This is a genomic window from Corynebacterium sp. HMSC074A09, from assembly GCF_001811545.1.
In the GTDB taxonomy this organism is placed as follows: domain Bacteria; phylum Actinomycetota; class Actinomycetes; order Mycobacteriales; family Mycobacteriaceae; genus Corynebacterium; species Corynebacterium hiratae.
The window spans coordinates 27,353-27,758 of record NZ_KV805154.1 but is presented as its reverse complement, the minus strand read 5'-3'; the positions used below and the strand labels follow the sequence as shown (position 1 = coordinate 27,758).

The 406-nt window shown below is 60.1% G+C and carries 1 pseudogene; it reads left to right on the top strand.

From position 1 onward, the window contains the following. Positions 1 to 406: pseudogene (locus HMPREF2807_RS14375) on the top strand (HNH endonuclease); the annotation flags it as partial.

Here is a 406-nt window from a genome sequence, read left to right as displayed (position 1 = left end):
GCCGACGCCACCGAACTCGCAGGCCTGCACCAAGTGTACTTCGGCCCCACCCGCTTTACCGGCAAACAACGCAAAGCCCGTGCGTCCGCACTCACCCAACGCCACAGCCTGGGCACCCTCACACTCATCGAAACCTACGTTTCAAAAGTAAAGAAAACCCTCGACGCCTGGAACCTGAGAGTCAGACTTACCGCCACACCCGCACACCGCATCCCCACCGTCGCCGCCACACGCCTGAAAGAACTGCGTTCCAAACGCATAGCCAAACCAGGGGTGCGCATCACCTACCGCGCACAAGGCCCCAACACCCTTTCCATTACTGACGATGCCACCACGATTGCCAACATGCGCGGTGTCCTCGAATCCACCAACACCACCGACCTGCTTCAAGCCGCCAACGACGTCT